21 protein-coding genes are annotated in these 16038 nt (G+C 70.3%); 8 read left to right on the forward strand and 13 right to left on the reverse strand.

Translation table 11 applies throughout. The features are described 5' to 3' along the window. The first annotated feature begins 245 nt into the window (after nt 1–245). Nucleotides 246–542, forward strand: coding sequence for a hypothetical protein (locus JX575_RS14295; RefSeq protein WP_186340645.1), 297 nt, complete (start codon nt 246–248; stop codon nt 540–542). A gap of 163 nt (nt 543–705) precedes the next feature. Here JX575_RS14295 and JX575_RS14300 read toward each other — a convergent pair whose 3' ends face one another. From JX575_RS14300 to JX575_RS14325, 6 genes are all read right to left on the reverse strand, one after another. Then, nucleotides 706–1842 carry a hypothetical protein gene (locus JX575_RS14300; RefSeq protein ID WP_186340644.1) on the reverse strand — a complete coding sequence of 379 codons (1137 nt, stop codon included), beginning with the start codon at nt 1840–1842 and terminating at the stop codon, nt 706–708. Next, nucleotides 1839–2057, reverse strand: coding sequence for a hypothetical protein (locus JX575_RS14305; protein WP_186340643.1), 219 nt, complete (start codon nt 2055–2057; stop codon nt 1839–1841). The genes JX575_RS14300 and JX575_RS14305 overlap by 4 nt, the downstream gene beginning before the upstream one ends. A 505-nt stretch (nt 2058–2562) precedes the next feature. Continuing rightward, nucleotides 2563–3192 carry a hypothetical protein gene (locus JX575_RS14310; RefSeq protein ID WP_186340642.1) on the reverse strand — a complete coding sequence of 210 codons (630 nt, stop codon included), beginning with the start codon at nt 3190–3192 and terminating at the stop codon, nt 2563–2565. A gap of 30 nt (nt 3193–3222) precedes the next feature. Next, nucleotides 3223–4272, reverse strand: coding sequence for a hypothetical protein (locus JX575_RS14315; RefSeq protein WP_186340641.1), 1050 nt, complete (start codon nt 4270–4272; stop codon nt 3223–3225). A gap of 65 nt (nt 4273–4337) precedes the next feature. Next, a complete protein-coding gene (locus tag JX575_RS14320) occupies nt 4338–4607 on the reverse strand; it encodes a hypothetical protein (RefSeq protein WP_186340640.1) in 270 nt (89 codons plus the stop codon). A gap of 144 nt (nt 4608–4751) precedes the next feature. After that, complete coding sequence (locus JX575_RS14325) at nt 4752–5093, reverse strand: hypothetical protein (RefSeq protein WP_186340639.1); 342 nt, start codon at nt 5091–5093, stop codon at nt 4752–4754. A gap of 180 nt (nt 5094–5273) precedes the next feature. Between JX575_RS14325 and JX575_RS14330 the strand changes: the two genes are divergently transcribed. The 3 genes from JX575_RS14330 to JX575_RS14340 are packed head-to-tail and all read left to right on the forward strand — an operon-like array spanning nt 5274 to nt 8427. Continuing rightward, nucleotides 5274–6584 (forward strand): NAD(P)/FAD-dependent oxidoreductase, encoded by a 1311-nt coding sequence (locus tag JX575_RS14330; protein ID WP_206054406.1) that lies wholly within the window; start codon nt 5274–5276, stop codon nt 6582–6584. Beyond that, on the forward strand, nt 6581–7525 hold the full coding sequence (locus tag JX575_RS14335) for a bile acid:sodium symporter family protein (protein WP_186340638.1): 945 nt from the start codon (nt 6581–6583) through the stop codon (nt 7523–7525). The genes JX575_RS14330 and JX575_RS14335 overlap by 4 nt, the downstream gene beginning before the upstream one ends. After that, complete coding sequence (locus tag JX575_RS14340; RefSeq protein WP_186340637.1) at nt 7522–8427, forward strand: NAD-dependent epimerase/dehydratase family protein; 906 nt, start codon at nt 7522–7524, stop codon at nt 8425–8427. Before JX575_RS14335 ends, JX575_RS14340 begins: the two co-directional genes overlap by 4 nt. Nucleotides 8428–8480: 53 nt before the next feature. On the opposite strand, the gene JX575_RS14345 is transcribed toward JX575_RS14340, so the two are convergent. From JX575_RS14345 to JX575_RS14355, 3 genes are all read right to left on the reverse strand, one after another. After that, nucleotides 8481–8735 carry a hypothetical protein gene (locus tag JX575_RS14345; protein ID WP_186340636.1) on the reverse strand — a complete coding sequence of 85 codons (255 nt, stop codon included), beginning with the start codon at nt 8733–8735 and terminating at the stop codon, nt 8481–8483. A gap of 113 nt (nt 8736–8848) precedes the next feature. Continuing rightward, nucleotides 8849–10102, reverse strand: a complete 1254-nt coding sequence (locus JX575_RS14350) for a sigma-70 family RNA polymerase sigma factor (RefSeq protein ID WP_186340635.1) — start codon at nt 10100–10102, stop codon at nt 8849–8851. Next, on the reverse strand, nt 10099–10455 hold the full coding sequence (locus JX575_RS14355) for a YciI family protein (RefSeq protein ID WP_186340634.1): 357 nt from the start codon (nt 10453–10455) through the stop codon (nt 10099–10101). The genes JX575_RS14350 and JX575_RS14355 overlap by 4 nt, the downstream gene beginning before the upstream one ends. A 194-nt stretch (nt 10456–10649) precedes the next feature. Here JX575_RS14355 and JX575_RS14360 point away from each other — a divergent pair, with 194 nt between their 5' ends. The 4 genes from JX575_RS14360 to JX575_RS14375 all read left to right on the forward strand — a co-directional run bounded on the left by JX575_RS14360 (nt 10650) and on the right by JX575_RS14375 (nt 12540). Continuing rightward, complete coding sequence (locus JX575_RS14360) at nt 10650–10793, forward strand: hypothetical protein (protein ID WP_206054407.1); 144 nt, start codon at nt 10650–10652, stop codon at nt 10791–10793. Between the two features lie 63 nt (nt 10794–10856). Further along, nucleotides 10857–11264, forward strand: coding sequence for a DUF3224 domain-containing protein (locus JX575_RS14365; protein WP_186340633.1), 408 nt, complete (start codon nt 10857–10859; stop codon nt 11262–11264). 70 nt (nt 11265–11334) lie between these two features. Then, complete coding sequence (locus tag JX575_RS14370; RefSeq protein ID WP_186340632.1) at nt 11335–11859, forward strand: DUF3995 domain-containing protein; 525 nt, start codon at nt 11335–11337, stop codon at nt 11857–11859. 174 nt (nt 11860–12033) lie between these two features. Beyond that, nucleotides 12034–12540: a DUF1269 domain-containing protein gene (locus JX575_RS14375; protein ID WP_186340631.1), complete on the forward strand. Its 507-nt coding sequence runs from the start codon at nt 12034–12036 to the stop codon at nt 12538–12540. A 27-nt stretch (nt 12541–12567) separates the two neighbouring features. On the opposite strand, the gene JX575_RS14380 is transcribed toward JX575_RS14375, so the two are convergent. The 4 genes from JX575_RS14380 to ligD (JX575_RS14395) form a co-directional block, all read right to left on the reverse strand. Then, nucleotides 12568–13413: an FAD/NAD(P)-binding oxidoreductase gene (locus tag JX575_RS14380; protein ID WP_186340630.1), complete on the reverse strand. Its 846-nt coding sequence runs from the start codon at nt 13411–13413 to the stop codon at nt 12568–12570. Between the two features lie 22 nt (nt 13414–13435). Continuing rightward, nucleotides 13436–14128 carry a response regulator transcription factor gene (locus JX575_RS14385; RefSeq protein WP_186340629.1) on the reverse strand — a complete coding sequence of 231 codons (693 nt, stop codon included), beginning with the start codon at nt 14126–14128 and terminating at the stop codon, nt 13436–13438. Between the two features lie 76 nt (nt 14129–14204). Continuing rightward, nucleotides 14205–15107 (reverse strand): non-homologous end-joining DNA ligase, encoded by a 903-nt coding sequence (ligD, locus tag JX575_RS14390; RefSeq protein ID WP_186340628.1) that lies wholly within the window; start codon nt 15105–15107, stop codon nt 14205–14207. Further along, nucleotides 15104–16036 (reverse strand): non-homologous end-joining DNA ligase, encoded by a 933-nt coding sequence (gene ligD, locus JX575_RS14395; RefSeq protein ID WP_186341213.1) that lies wholly within the window; start codon nt 16034–16036, stop codon nt 15104–15106. The genes ligD (JX575_RS14390) and ligD (JX575_RS14395) overlap by 4 nt, the downstream gene beginning before the upstream one ends. Nucleotides 16037–16038: the final 2 nt, after the last annotated feature.

The raw sequence follows: 16038 nt of genomic DNA on the forward strand, positions 1-16038 counted from the left end.
ACGCGAAGGCAAGGCGGCCCCGCCGAACTCAGCCGTTTCGCGTCGACGATCCGCCATCGGAAGCAGTTTCGCCGCCTGTGCTCGGAGTCATGACGGGGATCATGCGGGGCATCGGATTCCTCGCTGCCTCGGTGCTCCTAGTCGGCTGCAGCTCGAGCGCCCCCAACGCCGCCAGCCAGGAGTCAGCGAGTGCTGAGCCGACAGCGGACCCCACGCCGGTCGAGTCGACCGCCTGCCAGTCGACCATGGAGCGCGCCGACGCGATCGCGTCCGAGCTGGAGTCGGCGGTCATCGACGAGTCAGCGCAGTTCCGACAGTTCCTCGACAGGCTGATGGCTCTGCAGAAGGAGGCCGTCAAGGACTGCACCGCGCGCGTGAACGGCGACTTCAGTGCTGGCATCGACAAGCTGATCGCGGTGAGCGCCGGCCTCATCTCGTGCGACTTTGTCGAGCTGTGCGGTAGGTCCGACCTCGAGCGCGACCTCATCAAGGGCGCTGGGCTGATCCACGACGCCGCCACGTCGGCCCAGACGACGGCATAGCCCGACCCTAGACGGGCGCCAGCATTCGTGACTCACCCACATCTCCCCCACTGCCCAGCCTGAACCGTCTGGGGTGGCCAAGACGATCCGGGCCGCCCTAGTGGCCGTCGATGCACCGCCACCCAGCAGCAGCGCCGCTTGGCGCCCGTGTGAACCGTCAAGGTTACTTATCGAGAAGCGCGCGAGGGTCCTCCCCTGGCTCCGGCTTCTGGTACCCAGCCACGTTGCTCCGATACGTGCCGTAGTAGGTCTCTGGGTGCTCGGTTCCGTCGTGCGTGAACTCGCCTATCCGAATGTCGACGTCAAGAGGACGACCGCCGTCCATCGCACTGCGGCTTGCTCGGCGCAACGACTGGCTGAACCTGGCGCCGCGGCCAGACAACGCAATCGGGAAGTCGGCCTCCACATGAAGCCGCTGCGCACGCTGGATTGTCGCTAGAAGGTCAGGGTCGTCGCACATGAAACGCGAGTGGAGCTGCATAGTTATACGCTCAGATCCAGCGACCGTGAGGCCTGAGCCCGGGATCGCAACGATTGACCCGATAGGGCCGTACCGACCACCGGAGATCCGTTCTAGAAATCCTTCGCCGCGGCCTAGGTACTCCCGCGGGCCCTGGATCTCCCCTTCTAACGGGAGTTTGTGGCCTCCAACCCGGACACGGAGGTCCCAACGATGTTCGGGCAACGTGACGGACTGACTCGCTTCGACGTACGCCTCGACCTTCAGGTTGATACTGAGCTCCGCCTTCATCGATCCGTCGTGTTTGAGCGCTTCGTGCGTGATCCTGCAGTGCCCCGAGATCGGCTCGATCTGGGGCACCTGTGCCTCTCCGACGACAGCTCGCAGGATCTCGCTCCGGTGCGCGCTCCGCGTTGAGCCTGAAGTCCTCCAAGGGATCTCGCGATGAACTCCGCCGCGGCCGTCGGTAGTGACCACATACGGCGCGCGCGAGGTGTCGAACAGCACGGCGGTCACCGAGCCGTGCTCCGCTACGGGGACGTGCAACCAACGGGGCTCCGGGGCAACTCCGGCGAAAACCTTGAACACCTGGCCCCACCATGACGACGGTTCCACGGAGCCCGATTCGACGAGGCGGGACGAGTCTTCATCTAGACCCACGATCCAGAGGATCGCCTCACCCGCAGCCGCGTTCGCAAGACCTGCAATCTGGCGTGCGGCCTTTCTGTGGTCCGTTGGCCAAACCCCTTTGCACTCGACGCGGTCGTCTTCAACCCGACTCCCAGCAAGTACCTGCTCCACAAGGTGCAGCACTCGGGCTTCGAGCTGCTGGGACCTCATGAGCTGGCGAGGCCCTCAGGAAAGATGAAGCACTCGAAGCCTGCGAACTCCTGGTGGTCGTCGTAGCGGAACATCACGTCGTCGGACGGGTCCACGCCGGCCTTGCGGGCCTGGTCGACGAACCAGAAGAGCTCAGCCCATGTGAGGGAGCCGTCGACGTCGAGGCTTATGGAGAGGTTCGGGGGCTTGCCGCTGGGGGCTGTGTGGTCGCTCATGAGGCGGACCGTACAGGCAACCTCCGACACGTCGGCAGGGGTTATCCACAGGTCCACCGTCGGTGCGTTCCGCGCTAGCGTGCCGCCCATGTCGGAGTGGATCACCGGGCGCGAGGCCGCGCAGATCCTCGGGGTGCACGTCTCGGCCATCCCGAAGATGGTGCGGCGGGGCGACCTCACCCCTCGCCAGGGCCGCCGGCCGTCCCTGAGCCGCACCGAGGTCGAAGCGCTTCGCGACCGTCGGGCAGCCCCCAGGTTGCCTAAGGCCCCGCCTTTGCCGAAGCCGCGGAAGGTGCCCCAGCCGCCGGACCAGGAGCACGAGTGGCTCAACTCCGACGAGGCGGCCGCGGTGCTCGGCCTAGGGCGATCGGGCGTGGACTACCGCGTTCACGCCGGCAAACTACCCAACGAACTACACCATGGTCGGCGATGGTTCCGACGCGACCACATGGAGCTCGTGAAGCGAGCTGACGCCGTGCGCCGGAGTGGGAGGATTTAGGGCCTGTCACCCAGCCGCGCGGGCTCGCTTGGGCTGCTCCACCGCTGCCGGCACGTCGGTAGTCGACACGACGGGGGGCATAGCAGAGCGCTTTGGTAGGGCACGACCGTTCTCGAAGGCCTCGAGGTAGCTGGCGTAGAGACGACGAGTGCTGATGATGAACAGCAGCACCATGTACGTCCCCATGGTCGCAACGATCGCCGTCACCGCGATCCCGGCGCGCGGCCACGCCACAGGATGAGCGGCCGAGGTCGCTGGCATCAGGATGAGGGCCCCCAACAAGAGCGAGACGATCATCGCGGAGAGGGCAGCAAGCAGCATCCCGCTGACGGATTCGCGGAAGTGAGACCTGAGTCGCGTGTTTTGCGACAAGGTAACCGAGTCGGCGATCCGTGCGCGGATTGAGATCAACTGCCCGACGGCACCGAACAGAATGCCGGCCAACAGGCTAGTGGCGGGCACGAAGGCCGTGGGGTTCTCGAGTCGGTAGTCGTTGTAGACCGCGAGTACGCCGACAAGGATCGGCAGACCCCACAGGACGACCTTGGCCGCGACGTCAACACGGCCAGTGTTGTAGTTGGTCATCGAGCGGGAGTGGTCTTGCATCACCGTGCGTACATCGAACCGATCGAGCATTCTGGTCCACCCCTCCGCTAGAGCGTCAGCCTACTCGCCATCGTCGATCACGCCAGGCAGCTCCGGCAAGAGATCGGCAGCGGCCTTCTCGGCCTTGCTGAAGAATGCGGTATCGGCTACCACGTCCTTGCCCAGCCAGTAGCTGAACTGATCGAAGTCTGAGGTGGGCTTGTAGGAGCGCTGCAGCTGGTCATCATCGAATTCGACAGTGACGTCGTTGAACGCGATGTCTACCTCTTCGGTGATGATGACTGACTTCAAGTTGCCGGCTGCAGCCGCCCCGCCACCACTCCAAGTCGACATGACCCACTCGCGGACGGTGTCCTTGATCTCCTCGACGAAGCCGTCGTCGATCTCGGCGACCCGAAGCTTCTTGAGCGTCGGAGGAGCCTTCTGGCCGTCCTTCTTGTACCCGAACTCTGTGAAGGTGACCGCGCGAACACCGGAACGATCGATGTACTCCAGCACGGACGCACGCTCGGCCGCCCCGGCGATCACCCGCAGCCGCCACGCGCTCCCTCCTGTCTCGTGCAGGGCGCGGATGACCTGGTCCTTCGGGCAACTACGCCCACGCTTCTCGACCGCCAAGAGGGCGAAGCGTGCGTCGTCGTCGTCTGGCGCGACGAGAACCGCACGGTAGGGATGAAGGGTTGCGCGGCCCTTCAGCTCAAGGTCACTGGTCTCGCCGCTCAGGTCGACCACAACCCCGTCCTCACTGGTCGGCCCTGCTTCAAACCACAACCTGAGGGTCGACATGCCGGTCGCCTGAGTCCAACGCAGCGCGTGCCCCACGACGGTGGCGGCCTCGGAACCGTCCTCGAGATCGTCGCCCTCGTCCGAGGTCTTCTTCCCGAAGACGAACGCCTTGTCCTGGGGGTGATCGTTGACCTCGTCCATGGCGACCTGCAGATAGTCGACCTTGTCCGGGGTCACCATCTTGTACTTCGTACGCCCCTTGCGCTCATCCTCAGGGATCTCCTCCTTGGTCGGCCGCTCTTGCGCGGCACGGAATGGCTGCCTGTCGCCGATGCGGTCGTCGTGCAGGCTGACAACGAACAGGCGAAACGAGTTGGTCGGCATGAGTTCCCCCGGTCTGCGGACGTCAGCCGACTCCCCGTGGGCTGAGCATCCTCGTGCGAGGCAGCCTACGGCCCTACGCGCTTCCCGTTGAGCCGCGACACCCCGCCGCTGACCCGATCAAGCGCCTGTCCCTCGACGTAGGGGCGGCCGTTGAAGGCGGCCACGGCGAGCTGGCCGCCCTCAACGAGCTCGCGAACGGCCCAGGGCGTGCGGCCGGTCCGCTCAGCGGCCGCAGCCAGCGTGAGGTAACCGGCCATCTTGGGCACCGCGGCGACGGCCTCGGCGGGTCCAGTGGTGGTGACAGTGGCGGTGGGTACGGCGGCGATGATGGTCATGGCGTGGCTCCTTCGGTTGCGGTTCGATGGAGCAAGGTGAGCACGCCGCTCGGCGTCGGCGGGAGGGTCGCCGCAAAGTTCCCGCACGATGCCGCAGAAGTCATCACCGCTGCAGCACGATGCAGCACGGATCCGTGACCCGGGCTAGCCCAGTCGAGCAACATGAGGCCACCTGTTACGGATCATTGTCGGGTCGTTGATCCACACCTCCTCCACCTCGGGGTCGTCGAGATAGGGCTGGAGCGGGCCGAAGCCGGAGAGCCGGGCGACCAGCTCGCCGACCACCGCACCGTCGTCGGCGATCGGGGCCACCGCTCCGGTGAGGCTGAGCTCGTCGTGGGCGCGCACCACGTCCTCGGCGATGCGGCGCACGACGGCCGGCTCGCGCTGCGGGTCGACACCCTCGCGCCGCACCTGCTCGCGCACGCGGGCGTCGAGGGCCTCGACCATGCTGTTGTCTGCGGTGTCTGGACGCGCCAGCGTCATGGTGGTGCCCCCATCCCGAGAAGGTTGCCGGCACTCGGAAACTACCCGCACCGAGCGGGCGCAAAACAGAGGTCTGGACCAATCTGTGGAGAGCAGCCCTCACGCGGGCTGTCGGCGTGGAGGGTGCGCGTGTCGCCCCGGAGTGGCGAGCACGGGGCGCATGCCGACATCATGCCCGGCGTGACCCACGACACCCGCGACACCTACGCCGTGATCGGGGCCGGCCCTTCGGGCCTGGCCGCCGCCCGTAACCTCCAGAAGGCCGGCATCCCCTGGTCGGGCTACGAGCTGGCGTCCGGCGTCGGCGGACTCTGGGACATCGGCGGGCCGCGGAGCACCGTCTACGAGTCCGCGCACCTGATCTCGTCGAAGACCACCACGCAGTTCGCCGAGCACCCGATGCGCGCCGACGTCGCCGACTACCCCTCGCACCGCGAGCTGCTCGGCTACTTCCGCAACTTCGCCGAGACCTACTCGCTGACCGACGGCTTCGCGTTCGGCACCGAGGTCGTCTCCGCGCGGCCGACCGGCGACGGCTCCTGGACGGTGGTCTCCACGGGTCCGGCGGGGACCGTCGAACGCCGCCACGCCGGCGTGATCGCCGCCAACGGGACGCTCAGCGAGCCGTCGGTGCCGGCGTTCGCGGGATCCTTCGACGGCGAGATGTTCCACACCAGCGCCTACAAGTCGCCTACGGTGCTCGCGGGCAAGCGGGTGCTGATCATCGGCGCCGGCAACTCCGGGTGCGACATCGCCGTCGACGCGGTCCACCACGCGGCCTCGGTGGACATGTCGGTGCGGCGCGGCTACTACTTCGTCCCGAAGTACCTGTTCGGCAAGCCCGCGGACACCCTCAACCAGGGCAGGCCGCTGCCGCCGCGGATCAAGCAGGCGATCGACTCCCGCGTGCTCAAGCTGTTCACCGGTGACCCGGTGAAGTTCGGCTTCCCCAGGCCCGACTACAAGATCTACGAGTCGCACCCGATCGTGAACTCGCTGGTGCTGCACCACCTCGGCCACGGCGACCTGGCCGTCCGGCCGGACGTCCGCCGGTTCGCCGGAGGGGAGGTCGAGTTCGTCGACGGCAGCACGAGCGCGTACGACGTGATCGTGCTGGCCACCGGCTACCACCTGCACTACCCGTTCCTGGACCCCGCGCTGCTGCGCTGGGAGGGCCGAGGGAGCGCGCCGGACCTCTACCTCAACATCTTCACGCAGGAGGACCCCGACCTCTTCGTGCTCGGCATGATCGAGGCCTCCGGCATCGGCTGGCAGGGACGCTACGAGCAGGCCGAGCTCGTGGCGGCGTACCTGCGCGCGCGCAGCGACAACCCGGCCGCCGCACGCGACTTCGAGGCCCGCGTCGGCGGGCCCCGGCCGGACCTCTCGGGCGGATACCGCTACCTCGGACTGGAGCGGATGTCCTACTACGTCAACAAGGACGCCTACCGCTCCGCGGTGCGCGCCGAGATCGAGAGGCTCCAGGCATGACCCCCATGGCCACCGACGTCGACACCATCAGGATCGTCTTCGAGGAGGGCTCGCTGACGACGTTGAAGATCGTCATCGGCGCGATCCTCTTCGGTATCGCGCTGGACACGAGGCTCGAGGACTTCGCGGTCGCGCTCAGGCGCCCGTTCGCTATCACCGTCGGCGTGCTCGTCCAGTTCCTCGCACTGCCGGCGATCACCTTCCTGCTCACGCTGGTGCTCGACCTGCGCGCCTCACTCGCACTCGGGCTGATCCTCGTGGCCTGCTGCCCGCCGGGGAACGTCTCGAACATCCTCACCCACCGCTCCGGCGGCGACGTCGCGCTGTCGGTGTCGATGACCGCGGTCGGCAACGTGCTCGCGATCTTCCTGATGCCGCTCAACGTCGCGTTCTGGGGCGGCCTGCACCCCACGGGCAAGGCGATCCTCGAGGACATCTCGCTCTCGGCGAGCGACATGCTCGTCGAGGTGGGGCTGGTCATCGGGGTCCCCTTCGCCCTCGGCATCACCATCGCCCGGCTGTGGCCCCGGATCGCGGCGGTCGGGCACCGCATCGTCGGACCGCTGTCCTACGTCGCGCTCGCCGGGATCATCGTCATCGGCGTCGCCAACAACTGGGACGTCTTCGTCGACTACATCGGGGTCGTGCTGATCGCGGTGTTCCTGCACGACGCGCTCGCCCTGGCGCTCGGGTACGCCGTCGGCAAGGGCGCCCGCCTGCCCGACGGCAGCGTCCGGGCGATGACCTTCGAGGTCGGCATCCGCAACGCCGGGCTCGGTCTGCTGCTGGTGTTCACCTACTTCGACGGCCTCGGGGGCATGGCGCTGGTCGCGGCCTGGTGGGGCATCTGGGACATCATCGCCGGGCTCACCGTCGCCGTCGCCTGGCGGCGGGTCCGCGGCACGGCACCCGCCACGACCTCGGCGGAGGTGACCGCATGAAGGTCCTGGTCACCGGAGGCGGCGGGTTCCTCGGCTCGTCGGTCGTGCGCGGGCTGGCCGCGGCCGGACACGAGGTGGTGAGCACCGACCTGCGGCCACCGAGCGTGGTCATGGACGTGACCTCGGCGGAGCAGGTCTCGCAGGTCATCTCGGCCGAGCGGCCGGAGGTGGTCGTCCACCTCGCGTCGATCGTCACCCCCGGCCCGGGCTCCACCCGCGAGCTCGAGCACGCCGTCGACGTCACCGGGACGCGCCACGTCCTCGACGCCTGTGTCGCCGCCGGGGTGCGGCGCGTGGTCGTCTCCTCCAGCGGGGCCGCGTACGGCTACCACGCGGACAACCCGGCCTGGATCACCGAGGACCAGCCCGTCCGCGGCAACGAGGAGTTCGCCTACAGCCACCACAAGCGGCTGGTCGAGGAGATGCTCGCGTCCTACCCCTCCCTGGAGCAGGTCGTGCTGCGCATCGGCACCATCCTCGGGCGGTCGGTCGACAACCAGATCACCGCGCTGTTCGAGCGCAGGCGGCTGCTGCGGATCCGCGGGTCGGAGTCGCCGTTCGTGTTCATCTGGGACGAGGACGTCGTCGCGATCATCCAGCGGGCCGTGACCGGGTCGGTCACCGGCGTCTTCAACGTCGCGGGCGACGGCGCGCTGACGATCACCGAGATCGCCGGACTGCTCGGCAAGCCGGTGCTGACCGTCCCCGAGCCGGTCCTGCGGGGCGCGCTCGCCGTGGCGTCGCGAGTCGGCCTCTCCCCGTACGGACCGGAGCAGACGCGGTTCCTGCAGTATCGCCCGGTGCTCGACAACACGCGCCTGAAGGCGGTGTTCGGGTACACCCCGACCAGGACGTCGCGCGAGGCGTTCGACGAATGGAGGGCCGCTCGGCGGTCATCCTGACCACCCGGTCCGCACAGCGTCCCTGGCTGCGTACGGGCAGAGGGCCGTGCCAGTCAGGTGCGACGGTCGCATCGCACCCGGCGCTCGGCGTCGCAGGTGTCGCGCCCGCCGCGGCCGTCGGTGGCGTCGCGGCCGCGGTCGCCGTCCAGGTGGTCGTCCCCCGGGGTGCCCTTGATCGTGTCGTCGCCCCGGCCGCCGTTCACGACCGCGCGGTACGTGCCGCACTCCGGGGTGCCCATCTCAGCGCCGTCGCGGTCGCCGGACTCGGCCTCGGCGATGACGAGGTCGTTGCCCGGTCCGGCGTTCACCCACGCCATGCACGCCACGACCAGGATCGGCTCGCCGCTGTGGAACTCATCGGCGTCTGCTGACGAACCCTATGACTTGACCGCGGCCCGAAAGGTCGTCGCGGACCGGGTCGTCACCGGTCCTGCGCGGTCGTGGGGCCGTGCCGCGCCTCCTCGAGCCGCCCGGCGAGGAATCGACGCTCCGCCTCGTTGTCGGTGAGCGCCAACGCCTCCTCGTACGCCTCGAGCGCCTTCCGGTGGCTGCCGAGGCTCAGGAGGAAGTGGGCCCGCGCGGCGCTGAGGTATCCGCCGTACGTCGCCAGTGCCGGCTCGTCCATCAGCGGCCGGAGCGCCTCGAGCCCGGCTCGCGGGCCGTCCCGGAGGCCGACGGCCACGGCACGGTTCAGCGCGACGACGGCGGAGGGGAAGCGGCGGAGCATGACGTCGTAGAGGTCGACGATCTCCCCCCAGTCCGTCGCCTCCCACGTCGGCGCCTCGGCGTGGACCGCCGCCACGGCTGCCTCCAGGGCGTAGCGGGACGGGGGGCCGCTCCGGAGCGCCGCGCTCAGCAGGCGCGTGCCCTCCGCGATCGCGGCCCGGTCCCACTGCGACCGATCCTGCTCGGACAGGACGCGGAGCCGGCCCTCGGGTCCCACCCGTGTCGCACGCCGCGCGTCGTTGACGAGGAAGAGGGCGAGCAGGGCGGCGGCGTCCGGGTCGTTCGGCATGAGCGTGCGCAGCAACCTGGCGAGACCGATGGCGTTGTCGACCAGGTCGTGACGCACGAGCTGGGTCCCGACGGGTGCTGTGTGCCCGGTGGTGAAGATCAGGTGCACCACCTCGAGGACGGCTCCGACGCGTTCGGGCAGGTGGTCGGGGGTCGGCACCCGGTAGGGGATCGCGGCCACCGCGATCTTCTTCTTCGCCCGCGTGATCCGTGCGGCCATCGTCGACTCCTGCACGAGGAAGGCCCGGGCCACCTCGACGGTGGACATCCCGCAGACCAGCCGCAGCGTCAGCGCGACCTGGGCCTCCCGAGCGAGCGCAGGGTGGCAGCAGGTGAAGATGAGCCGCAGCCGGTCGTCGTCGAGACCGTCCTCCGGGCCCGGCACCGACGCGCTCTGCACCAGCTGCGGCAGCGAACGCCGCCACACGGAGTCGCGCCGCACGATGTCGAGCGCCCGGTTGCGGGCGACCTGCGTCAGCCAGGCGGCCGGCCGCGACGGAACGCCCGACTGCGACCACGTCTCCAGCGCGCGGGCGTAGGCGTCCTGCGTGCACTCCTCCGCGAGGCCGAGGTCCCCCGTCACCCGGGCCGTGGTCGCGAGGATCCGGGCCCAGTCGGTGCGGTGCGCGTCAGCGAGCGCAGCGAGGACCTCACCGCTCATCCGTGGTCCACCAGCGGGCGGATCTCGACGCCGCTGTGGTGGGCATGCACCTCGTGCAGCCCGGGGACCAGCGCGAGCACCTCGTCGAGGTCGGCGGCCTCGAGGACGTAGTAGCCGCCGAGGACCTCCTTGGTCTCGAGGAAGGGCCCGTCCGTCGTGACGATCCGACCGCCGGCATCCGAGCGCACCGTCGTCGACATGGGTGGGGGCTGGAGCTCGGCACTGTCGAGGATCCGGGGCCCCGCTGACGCCGCGAAGGCCGCGTGCGCCGCGTAGAGAGCCTCTTGCCCCTCGGGCGTCATCTCGTCCCACTGCTGCTGGTCGCCGTAGATCAGGATCATGTACTTCGCCATCGCGCGCGTCCTCTCGTGCTCTCTCCGGGGTCTGTCTACTCCTACGACGAACCGCCGGCGCCACGATCGACAGGACCCGGGTGGGATCGGCAGGTCGTCGACCGGTCTGTCGATGGTGGCGCCTCGGTCCTCGTCGGACGAGTAGACCCGGTTCCGGCGACAGCGGATCCGGACGACCCGAAGGAGTACCCCTGATGCCGCCGTTCCGAGATGCCTATCCCGAGATGTTCCTCGCCATCGCGCAGGACCACATCCGCGCAGCCGAGCACGCCGAACGAACGAGGCTCGCCCGTCGCCGGTGGTGGCGTGTCGTCCAGCGGGGCGCCGCATCGCGGTGACCCGTCGCACCAGCCCCCGGAAAGCAGGTGCGTGCCCGGCAGCCACGGCACTAGTCTCGCGCGATGCGTGCCGAAGCGACCTTCACGGTGGCGGAGTTCCAGCCCGCCTCGATCAGTCCGGAGCCGGCGATCACCGCGCGGCTGCCCATCGGTGTGGCGGTGATGCTGAAGGAGTTCGCCGGTGAGCTCTCCGGCCGCTCCGCCACCGTCTTCACCTCGGTGTTCGACGACACGACCGGTGTCGGCACCTACGTCGCGGTCGAGGCGTTCGAGGGATCGCTGGGCGAGCGGAGCGGGGCCTTCAACTTCGTCCACTCCGCCAGCACCTCCGGCACCGACCGCACCGCCGAGCACCTCGCCATCGTGCCGTCCAGCGGCTCGGGCGAGCTCAGCGCGATCTCGGGGACCGGCGGGATCACCGTGGACGACACCGGGGTGCACCGCATCTGGCTGTCCTACGATCTGGGCTAGCGACGCCGCCCCCGACCCCGCGGCTGCAATATCGATGGTCTGCGAGCACCCCCGTCGCGATCATGGTCGAGTGACGAGGAAGCCCATCGCGACACCGGCCGGGTCCGGCGCCGCCCCGCAGCCGGTCGACGAGCGGGCCGCCCGCACGGCCCACGGCGCGCTGGCGCTGTGGGCGCTGCTGTTCGCCGCGCCGCACCTCTACTGGGCGTTCGGGGGCCGTGGCGGTCTCGGCGCCGAGAGCGGGGCCGCCGACGCCGCGCTCGGGACGACCTGGTTCTCCGCCTACAACTGGGGCGTCACCGTCGCCTCGGTGCTCGGCGCCCTCCTGTGCGGCTGGCTCGCGCTGCGACCTCGTACGCACGTCCCCGGCTGGCGCCGCGTCCTGCAGGTCACGGCCGTCCTGCTGCTCGTCCGAGGCGCGATCGGGCTGCTGTCCCTGCTCCTGCTGGTGCCCGACGGGCCCATGCCGCCCTACCTCCTGGTCGCCGTCGAGCCGTGGTTCGTCATCGGCGGCCTGCTGTGCGCGCACGCCGCTCGCACCGCCGGCCCGGCCCGTGCCGGGCGCCGGCCGCGCCCGTCCACCGACACCGGCTGACACCGGCCCGACCAGCCCCCGGGACGCGTACGCCACCCGACCGGCACCGCCTCCGCACGAGCGCGCGGGGACCCGTGTCGTTGGCCCCTGTTCCCCCCCGTCGGCCGCACATAGCGTCGGGATCGCGACCACGACCCGTGGCCGACTCACTGGACCGAACTCGGAGGAGCAGACATGGCCACCTTGACCGTGTGGAAGTTCGACACCCCGGAAGGCGCCGAGCAGGCGGAGAAGGCGTTGTTCAAGCTCCAACGCCAGGAGCTCATCACGGTGCTCGACGCCGCCACCGTGTCGTGGCCCGAGGGGAAGAAGCGCCCCCGCACGCGCCAGGCCAACGACCTGTGGGGCCCGGGACTGTTGGGCGGGATGTTCTGGGGCCTGCTCTTCGGGATCATCTTCTTCATCCCGCTGATCGGCCTCGCCGTCGGCGCCGCCACCGGCGCCCTCATCGGCGCCCTGACCGACATCGGCATCGACGACAAGTTCATCAAGGACGTCCGCTCCAAGGTCACGCCGGGCACCTCGGCGCTCTTCGTGCTCAGCTCGGACGCCGTGATCGACCGCGTCCACAGCTCCCTGCGCGAGGAGGGCATCCGCGGCGAGCTGATCGAGACCAACCTGTCCGCCGAGGAGGAGGCCAAGCTCCGCGCGGCGGTCGAGGACGACCACCAGGACGCCTGAGCGACCCGGGCACGCGGCCGCGTCGCCTCAGACGCGGCCGCGCAGGATGCGGCGCCAGTAGACCTGCGGAAGGGCGTACCGGTCCACCCACCAGGTCACCGCCCGCGGCACGGTGAGGTCGGGGAACGGCACGCTCGGCCGCGGTCGGCCGTCGCGGTCCACCTCGACGAGCATGAGCCGGCGCCGCGCGGTCGTGATCGGCATGACGGTGTAGCCGTCGTAGTGCGCCATCGGCCCCCCGGTGCGGGCGGCGAGGAGGTTGGGCGCCAGCACGGCGACCTGCTTGCGCAGGGCTCCCCCCGAGACGTCGACGTAGGGCAGCACGCCCACGCGGCGCCAGTGGTCGCAGGCCATGAAGAGCGGCTTGAGCGCGGTCGCGCCACACGGCGCCGGCTCGGGCGGGACCGTGAACACGACGCGCCCCGACCGCACCCCGCGCAGCGCCGGCCAGACCCCCGCGGCGGTGTCGTCGTCGAACGTCGAGGCCGCCCACCCGCTGGCGTACGCCTCGCGCAGGCCGGGGGTCGCGTCCCAGTCCTCGTCGAGACCGGGGCACACCACCAGCGTCGTGCCGGTGAGGCGGCGACCCGAGCGGGTCTCCACCGACGGCCCGGACGGGTCGACCGCGACGACCTCGTCGCGCAGCGCCGTGCAACCCTCGGGCACGACCCGATCCGCCGGGCGGGAGAGCGACGCCATGGTCGCCTCGCCACCGCCGACGTAGTTGAGGAGCGGGCGGTAGCGGTGCACCGGGCGGGACTCGACCACGGCGACGTCGGGGGCCCCGTCACGCAGCAGGCGGGCGGCGAGCGAGATGCCGGCGTTGCCGCCGCCGACGATCAGGACGTCGTGGTGCTGGGGGGTGTCGGGCACCCTGCCACGCTAGCCCGGGGTGTCAGGTGCCGGTCTCGAGGCGGAAGCCGACCCCGCGGATCGCGACGACCTTCTCGCCGGCCGCGGCGGCCTCCAGCTTGCTGCGCAGGCGCCCGATCGTGACGTCGAGGGTCTTGGTCGAGCCGTACCAGTTCTGGTCCCACACCTCGGTCATCAGCGTCTCCCGCGACACGACCTTGTCGTGGTGGGTGGCGAGGACGGCGAGGACGTCGAACTCCTTGGCGGTCAGCGCGATCTCGCGCTCGCCCAGGTGCACGCGGCGCGAGCCCGCGTCGATGCGCAGGCCCGAGGACGTGGTGACGGTCGTGGCGTCGTGCGCCGGCGCGCCGCCGCTGCGGCGCAGCAGGGCCCGCACCCGCGCGAGGAGCTCGGCGAGGCCGAACGGCTTGGCGAGGTAGTCGTCGGCACCGACGTCGAGCCCGACGACGCGGTCGAGCTCGCCGGCGCGGGCGGTCACCATGATGATGCCGCCGAGGTAGCCGCCCGAGCGCATCTGGCGGCATACGTCGATGCCGTCCATGTCGGGCAGGCCCAGGTCGAGGATCACGAGCGCCGGACCCGCGCCCACCGCGAACGACACGGCCTCGGAGCCCACGGACACCCGGTTGACCTCGTAGCCCTCACGCTCGAGCGTGCGCATGAGGGGGACGGCGATGTCTTCCTCGTCCTCCACCACCAGCACGTCGTGAGCCATGGCGAGAGCATAGAGGCGCTTCCAGCAAACGGTGGGGCGAATCGGACGGCCGTGGTCCGCCTCACCCCTGGGGGTGTCAGGCCTCGAAGACGTCGCCCAGCTCGGCGACCCGGCGGAGCACCTCGTCCATCGAGAGCTGCTCGAGCGCGAGGTCGTCGGCGGCCCCCTCCTCGACCTCCGCCCAGGTCAGCGGCGCCGCGACGGTGGGTCGCTCCCGGCCGCGCAGCGAGTAGGGGGAGATGGTCGTCTTGGAGCCGGAGTTCTGCGACCAGTCGAGGAACACCTTGCCCGGCCGCTTGGCCTTGGTCATCACGCTCGTGACCTGCCCGGGGTGCTCCCTCATCAGCTCCTCGGCGACCTCCTTGGCCAGGGCCGTCGTGCCGTCGCTGTCGAGACTGCCGCGGCCGGTGGGCAGCGGGGCGTAGAGGTGCAGCCCTTTGCTCCCGCTGAGGACGGGCGTGCAGCCGAGGTCGCGCTCGGCCAGCGCGTCGCGCACCAGCAGCGCCACCTGCGCGCACTCGTGGAGCCCTGCGGGCTCGCCGGGGTCGAGGTCGATGACGAGCCGGTCGGGGTTGCGCGGCCGGCCCCTCGCGTCGACGGTCCACTGGTGGACGTGCAGCTCGAGGGCGGCGAGGTTGGCCAGCCAGGTGAGGGTGGCGAGGTCGTCGCAGATCGGGAAGCGGATGGTGCCGTCGCCCTTGCCCGAGCGCGAGCCCGTGGTCGGCACCTCGTGCGTGCGCACCCACGACGGCGTGCGGGAGGGCGCGTTCTTCTCGAAGAAGCTCGATCCCTCGACGCCGTGCGGCCAGCGGATGCGGGTGACGGCGCGGTCGCGCAGGTGCGGCAGCAGGACCGGGGAGACCTGCGCGTAGTAGTTGAGCACCTCCCCCTTCGTCGTGCCGGTGCGCGGGTAGAGCACCTTGTCGAGGTTGCTGATGGTGAGCGTGCGGCCCTCCACGTCGACCTGCACCTCGCTCACGCCTGCCGCTCCCCTCGGGCGAGGTCCTCGGGCGTCACGTCGTCGCGCACGCCCTGGAACGACGGCTGGCGCAGCCGGTCGTAGCCCAGCCCGTGGGTGTCGACGTCCACCACGACCCGCGGCTCCACCCAGAACGTGCCGGCCGCGTCGACCCGCGGCACCTCGTCGGCGAACGGCGACGTCCCGGTCGCGAGCGGGGCGAGCAGTCCGGCGAGCCGAGCGCTGGTGGCGCCGGCGATGCCGCTGCCCACCCGTCCGCGGTAGAGCAGGCCGTCGGGCGTCTGCTCGCCGACGAGCAGGGCCGCGAGTCGGTCGGTCGTGCCGACCTGGGGGCGCCAGCCACCGACGACGAACGAGCCACGGTGGCGGTGGGCGAGCTTGCGCCAGTCCTCGCTGCGGGCGCCGAAGCGGTAGCGCGACGAGCGCCGCTTGCTCACCACCCCCTCCAGGCCCTGCTGCAGGGTGGCCTCGAAGAGCATGTCGCCGTCGTCGTACGACGCCGGGACCTGCCACGCCGAGTCGGCCAGCGGCAGCCCCTCGAGCAGTGCCCGCCTCTCCTCCAGCGGCCGGGAGGTGAGGTCGTCGCCGTCGAGGCGCAGGAGGTCGAAGACCATCAGCGTGGCCGGCACCGCCGTGACGAGGCGGGCCACCTCCCGGCTGTTGCGCACGTGCATGCGGTGCTGGAGCACCCGGAAGTCGGGGACGCCGCGCTCGTTGAGGGCGATCACCTCGCCGTCTACGAGGACGTCGCGGTCGCCGAGCGGCGAGACGGCCAGGTCGGGCCAGGCCGGGGTGACGTCGTTGTCGTTGCGGCTGGTCATCCGCACGCCGCCGTCGCGGACGTCGACGAGCACGCGTACGCCGTCCCACTTGACCTCGTGCAGCCACTCGGCCCCCACGGGCACGCGGTCGGTCTTGCTGGCGAGCATCG

The sequence above is a fragment of the Nocardioides sp. zg-1228 genome, assembly GCF_017086465.1.
GTDB lineage: Bacteria > Actinomycetota > Actinomycetes > Propionibacteriales > Nocardioidaceae > Nocardioides.

Coding starts and splice junctions, on each gene's coding strand:
- JX575_RS14360 (WP_206054407.1), top strand. CDS start 10,650: ATGCCGCCGTTCCGAGATGCCTATCCCGAGATGTTCCTCGCCATCGCG.
- JX575_RS14385 (WP_186340629.1), bottom strand. CDS start 14,128: ATGGCTCACGACGTGCTGGTGGTGGAGGACGAGGAAGACATCGCCGTC.
- JX575_RS14300 (WP_186340644.1), bottom strand. CDS start 1,842: ATGAGGTCCCAGCAGCTCGAAGCCCGAGTGCTGCACCTTGTGGAGCAG.
- JX575_RS14365 (WP_186340633.1), top strand. CDS start 10,857: ATGCGTGCCGAAGCGACCTTCACGGTGGCGGAGTTCCAGCCCGCCTCG.
- JX575_RS14320 (WP_186340640.1), bottom strand. CDS start 4,607: ATGACCATCATCGCCGCCGTACCCACCGCCACTGTCACCACCACTGGA.
- JX575_RS14340 (WP_186340637.1), top strand. CDS start 7,522: ATGAAGGTCCTGGTCACCGGAGGCGGCGGGTTCCTCGGCTCGTCGGTC.
- JX575_RS14335 (WP_186340638.1), top strand. CDS start 6,581: ATGACCCCCATGGCCACCGACGTCGACACCATCAGGATCGTCTTCGAG.
- JX575_RS14325 (WP_186340639.1), bottom strand. CDS start 5,093: ATGACGCTGGCGCGTCCAGACACCGCAGACAACAGCATGGTCGAGGCC.
- JX575_RS14295 (WP_186340645.1), top strand. CDS start 246: ATGGAGCGCGCCGACGCGATCGCGTCCGAGCTGGAGTCGGCGGTCATC.
- ligD (WP_186341213.1), bottom strand. CDS start 16,036: ATGCTCGCCAGCAAGACCGACCGCGTGCCCGTGGGGGCCGAGTGGCTG.
- JX575_RS14315 (WP_186340641.1), bottom strand. CDS start 4,272: ATGCCGACCAACTCGTTTCGCCTGTTCGTTGTCAGCCTGCACGACGAC.
- JX575_RS14355 (WP_186340634.1), bottom strand. CDS start 10,455: ATGGCGAAGTACATGATCCTGATCTACGGCGACCAGCAGCAGTGGGAC.
- JX575_RS14305 (WP_186340643.1), bottom strand. CDS start 2,057: ATGAGCGACCACACAGCCCCCAGCGGCAAGCCCCCGAACCTCTCCATA.
- JX575_RS14310 (WP_186340642.1), bottom strand. CDS start 3,192: ATGCTCGATCGGTTCGATGTACGCACGGTGATGCAAGACCACTCCCGC.
- JX575_RS14350 (WP_186340635.1), bottom strand. CDS start 10,102: ATGAGCGGTGAGGTCCTCGCTGCGCTCGCTGACGCGCACCGCACCGAC.
- JX575_RS14375 (WP_186340631.1), top strand. CDS start 12,034: ATGGCCACCTTGACCGTGTGGAAGTTCGACACCCCGGAAGGCGCCGAG.